Source organism: Vibrio sp. 10N.222.48.A3, assembly GCF_041475345.1.
Classification (GTDB): domain Bacteria; phylum Pseudomonadota; class Gammaproteobacteria; order Enterobacterales; family Vibrionaceae; genus Vibrio; species Vibrio tasmaniensis_A.
Genome location: NZ_JBFRVX010000377.1, coordinates 1 through 5305, shown reverse-complemented (window position 1 = coordinate 5305; position 5305 = coordinate 1). Strand labels below are relative to the sequence as shown.

Below are 5305 nucleotides of genomic sequence, written 5' to 3'. Positions count from 1 at the left end.
GGTAAGCATTCATCATTCTTAGATGCAATCGCTCACTGTTTTGCACCAACAATTTTGACTGCTTATAAATAGAACGTGCAAAGCTGGTTGGTACCGCCTTTTTTCCTTCAATCGTAAATAAAATGGTTCGATAGCTGTCTTCTAACGCTTTCACTTGTTCTCGAATGGTTGTTCTATCTTTACCAAGGAATCTCGCAGCCTTGCTATAGCTCTGTTCGTCATACGTCGCACAGAATGAGTTTAAGTGTTCATAAGAAAACATCCCCACCGCCTTAGATTATTAATGTTTGGTTTTACCCATCATTATGCGTTATTAGAAACGTAATAACACTGCTAAATTAGCAACAAATGTGAGGCGAAGAGAGTTTTCACTCTGTATTTGAACGATAAAATTCGCTTCTCTATGTATTGGCAGTAAGCCCAGAAGTTAGCTATACACACTTATTTGAACAGAGTTACGCATTGCTAATTATGGGTTTACCGCCTCTCTTTTCTTATCACTTATCCGTGAATACAAAGAACTGACTTTCTAAGCGCTCACAGGAAGATTGATTTTCCAAAGCGCGATGGTCGACTGAATCCTCTCATAAAACAAGGTCGTTAGTTGAGAGCAATAGGATCCATTATGAAAAAGCTACTTCTCTCAACGGTTATTGCTGGCCTAGTCGCCACACCTGCTTTCGCCGAAACCTCTACTAGCCCTATCACGCTCTATGTATCGAACGACATCATTACTCTTTCAGATCACGATCATAGCAACGTAGACGCTATCGCAGTCCAAGACGGTAAAATCCTCGACCTTGGCGATCAAAAAACACTTACCACTAAGTACCAATCTAAAGATGGTTTTACGATTGATAAATCATTTGAAGATCGCGTTCTTACACCGGGCTTCGTTGAACCTCACGTTCACCTTTGGCTGATGGCGTTATTGATCGGCGCAGACTTTATTACTCCTGCTGATTGGGATTTACCGTGGGGCAACGTTGAAGGCGTAATAGGCCATGATAACTACTTAGCCCGTTTAACAGAGTTAGAAAGTGAACTGGCAGAAGGCGAACCATTGGTAAGCTGGGGCTACCATCACTACTTCCACGGCAATGAAATGAGCCGCGAGTTGCTGAATAACATTTCTGAAGACCGACCAATTATCATTTGGCATCGTAGCTTCCACGAATTGTTCTTCAACGATGCAGCGATGGAAATGCTAGGTTGGTCTGAAGAAGACTGGACTGGCGAAGGCTATAACTACGATCAGCTAGACTGGGAACGAGGCCATGCTTATGAAGCTGGAGCTAAAATCCTTCTCAATGATGTAATGAGCTTCTGGGTAAATAGCGGCATTTTTGCAACGGGGATGGAGCGAACCAAAGATTACATCCACTCTGGTGGTATCACTACCGCGATTGACCCAGGTGTTGTTGCAACACCAGAGATGTTCGAACAAGTAGTCGACATTCTTGAAGACGGTAACTTCCCAATGGATTACTGGTTAATGCCAGCTGGTAACTTTACCTACATGATGGCAGAAAACGACCCTGCCAAAGGTAAAGCGATTGCCGAAGGTTTGACTCAGCACCCGTCTTATCAAGGCGAACAGATCAAATGGCTACCTAAATTCGTTAAGTTGTTTGCAGACGGCGCAATGTACAGCCAGTTAATGCAACTTAAAGATGGTTACACCGATGGTCACTCAGGTGAATGGTTGCAAGAGCCTAAAGATCTTGAAGCAAGTATGCGCCCCTACTGGGAAGACGACTACACGATTGTTATCCATGCCAATGGTGATCTAGGCTTTGAGACTGCATTGAACATTGTCGACAAGCTCAACAAAGAAAAAAGCAGAGACGATCACAGAACCAGCTTCCATCACCTAGGTATTACCGATAAAGACGACATCCCTAAAGCCGTTGAACTTGGCGCAAACTTTAGTGTAAACCCTTACTACACACATATTCTGGCTGAGCTTTACTCTGAACAAGGTATCGGTCAAGAGCGTGCAGAAGTGATGGCGCGTGGACGTTCATTCATCGATGCGGGTGGTATTTTATCATTGCACTCAGATTCACCAATGGCACCAGCGCAACCACTAGGGTTAGTTTGGGCTGCTGTAAACAGAATTGGTCTGTCTGGCAAAACGGTAATGGGACCTCAAGAGCGCATCACAGTTGATGAAGCAATGCGCGCAATCACGATTGATGCAGCATACACAGCACGTCTAGAAAATGAAGTTGGTACCATTGATATCGGTAAAACGGCCAACTTTACGGTACTTGACGACAACCCATACACAGTAAAACCTGAAGACATCAACAAGATAAAAGTTGAAGCAACGATTTACCAAGGTATCCCTGCTCCTGTAAAAAACAGTAACTCTGGTTTAGCCATGACTGAGCAAAATATGAAAGTTGTGAATGTAATCAACAGATACCACAACGCTCACGGTCATCACCACCATCATGATCATGACCACGATGTGTGTGCGACAAGCTTGTACTTCCAACATGCTCTTACGGCGATTCAACAGAAATAACGTAGGTACAATAACGATGAACATTGCTCTAAGCTGAGCGAAAGTATCTCAATAGCTTAAGCTTCATTGTTCTCAAAAAGTGATAGTGTGACCTCAGCGTCCGCTATCACTTTTTCTTTTTATGATACATGTTTACCGATTCCGCGATACAGACCTCCTATATTCAATTATCTCTATACAAAGATCTCAAACTCAATCCGACACGCTCGCACACCTTCAATCCCCTATCTCACTGCTTTCCACATCACAACCAAATATCCCAACACTTCACAGATCATCGAGGACATTTGCTGTTTGGTGGTGCAATCTATTAGCCACAACATAGCTCAACAAGTGCAGCTTTCTAAATACTGGCTCTAGCGAATTGAGCTCATACCGTGAACAAGTGTGTTCATCACACTTGGCACTAGGCAAGATAAAAGCCCCACACCTTCTCATTTTAACTGGCTAACCTCTTTTCGTAGCATCTCACCTCGCCTCATGAAAGCCACATAAATCTGATTTAATTGCGCTGTTTACCACCATAACTGTACCCTTCTTCATCAGCCAATCTTCTCTTTTGTTTTCCTTTGATGACACCGGTATTGAAACGTCTATTAAGCAGATGAAATGCAATGAAAAATCAATAAATACAATAGCTTAATAAAAACATAAAAACTTCAAAATTAGTTTTATCATCACCAAAATCGATAACATGACCCGGTCAATTACAACTCAGGTCAATACTATGTCTACCATTTGGGAATTAGATATGGGTTATCTAGAGTCACTTGGCAAGGAGCTACGCGGATACATTAAGGATGATGAAGTGACGGTATTACCCCAGCTTAGAACGCAATATCTTGCCGAGCTAAATGCAGTTATTGAAAAGATGGTTTCGTCTTCAGCGAAAACAGATCAAATGGAGGCATTGGTAAAGGTTTGCCAGCATATTGCGACAACGGTGAACACCTCTCGCTATCACCGACTTAGCCAATGTATTGAGCGTATTCACTCACTCGTCAACAAGTTGCGTCACCAGCAGAATGCGGACTCGCAACCTCTTAACGCGGATGCATTGTTTTTACTCGCGCAAAACCATGGCATTGCGATCTCAAGACACGACCTCAACGACGGTAAAGCAAGTTCGGTTTCCTTCGCTTATCAGCAAGGTTATCTGTCCATTTCAGAAGCGTTTGATGCATTGAGTGCACTGTTTAAACATCAACGCCATTCACAACTGGCCAGCACGCTAAACAGCCCTGCTTATCTATCTCAATGCGCTTAGCCAGATTACGTTCTAACAATAAGATTTAATTATGAAATTTTTATCATTACCCTTTTGTTTAACTCCACTTTTTTTATCGTCTTTAGCTAATGCAAGCCAACCATACTCTGATACATTAACCGGTGATTGGGGAGGAGATCGTAGTCACATTAAAGACAACGGACTCTCGCTCGATGCTGAATACACCAACGTTTACCAATCGGCGGTTTCTGGCTCACCATCAAATTCAAATGAGTTCACACACCGTTTTGACCTGTTTGCAGCACTTGATACCGAAAATGCTGGCCTATGGAATAACGGCACCTTTCGCACCCAGTTGATCTATCTAAACGGAGATGCGAACGACTTTGGCTTCTCCAGTTTGTCAGTACCTAATTCAGCCCATTACGCAGACAGCAGTAGCCCTTTCTTCTCATCCTTGTATTACACACACAAGTTTGATGACAACACTAACCTACTTTTTGGCAAGATCGACGCGTTTGAGCTACTACGAAATGCGCCATTTTACGGTGGTGCAACTCGTCATGGATTCATGAACATTGCTTTTTCTGCTCCACCAAGTGGCGTGACTCCCCCATCATTTATTGGCGGCATCCTGAACCACACCATTGGCGATACACGAATCACGGCGATGATTTATGATCCAAGAGATCGATATGCTGACAACTTAGGATTCAATGATTGGTTTGATGATGGCGTGAATTTTTCATTAGGTGCGACTCACTCATTCAAACTGTTTGATAGAAGTTCTACGTTTGGTATGTCTGGTACATATAGCACTGAAGAAGGGGTCGATTACTCGTCTTTGGGTGAAACTGCAAAATATAAGTACAACATTCGAGCTCAAGCAACACACAATATCTACGAGAACAATGACGATACCATCGCAGTCTACCTAAGAGCAGCAGCGGCAGACGGTAATCCAAATATCATAGATGGAACGTTTGTTGGCGGCCTTGGAGGCAACGCTTTCTTCTTCGACAGACCTCAAGATCAATGGGGCGCGGGCTACTATTACTACAACTTGTCTAATGCGTTACAAAACAGCATTAGCGATTTGCCACTAGGAGCAGAATTAAAAGACGAGCAAGGTTTTGAGATCTACTACGCGTTCCAAGCAACGCCATGGTTAACCTTTACCGCAGATGCGCAATACGTCACACCCGCAGTCAGCACTCAAAGCAAAGTCGCGTTGTTTGGCCTAAGAACGAATATCGTTTTCTAGTACCACGCATAAACTAAGACGTTCTAAATAAAAAGAGCCTGATCATCAGTGATCAGGCTCTTTTTTGGATTTTCACATTGAATCGAAATTCATCGATTAAGGCGTGCCAACCTCAGATAAAGACACCAATTGTTTAGTATATTCATGTTGCGGATTACCAAACAAGGTCTCAGTGTCACCCTTCTCAATCACCTCGCCTGCTTTCATGACAATGGTGTAATGACACAGGGATTTCACAACATTCAGATCATGGCTGATAAATAGATAAGTTAGGCCATAC

At 43.1% G+C, this 5305-nt stretch carries 4 protein-coding genes and 1 pseudogene; 3 read left to right on the top strand and 2 right to left on the bottom strand.

The window, feature by feature from the left end; translation table 11 throughout:
* On the bottom strand, window positions 1-262 hold a 262-nt coding region (locus tag AB4653_RS11725; protein WP_372104221.1), incomplete at its 3' end, for a LysR family transcriptional regulator.
* Window positions 263-625: 363 nt separating this feature from the next.
* Here AB4653_RS11725 and AB4653_RS11720 point away from each other — a divergent pair.
* From AB4653_RS11720 to AB4653_RS11710, 3 genes are all read left to right on the top strand, one after another.
* Window positions 626-2533 carry an amidohydrolase gene (locus AB4653_RS11720; protein WP_009844916.1) on the top strand — a complete coding sequence of 636 codons (1908 nt, stop codon included), beginning with the start codon at window positions 626-628 and terminating at the stop codon, window positions 2531-2533.
* A 727-nt stretch (window positions 2534-3260) separates the two neighbouring features.
* On the top strand, window positions 3261-3800 hold the full coding sequence (locus AB4653_RS11715) for a hypothetical protein (protein ID WP_228012653.1): 540 nt from the start codon (window positions 3261-3263) through the stop codon (window positions 3798-3800).
* Between the two features lie 31 nt (window positions 3801-3831).
* The gene (locus tag AB4653_RS11710) at window positions 3832-5025 is read left to right on the top strand and encodes a carbohydrate porin (protein WP_102257615.1); all 1194 of its coding nucleotides are present in this window, start codon (window positions 3832-3834) and stop codon (window positions 5023-5025) included.
* 96 nt (window positions 5026-5121) lie between these two features.
* On the opposite strand, the pseudogene AB4653_RS11705 reads toward AB4653_RS11710, so the two are convergent.
* Window positions 5122-5305 (bottom strand): annotated as a pseudogene (locus tag AB4653_RS11705) (microcin ABC transporter ATP-binding protein); the annotation flags it as partial.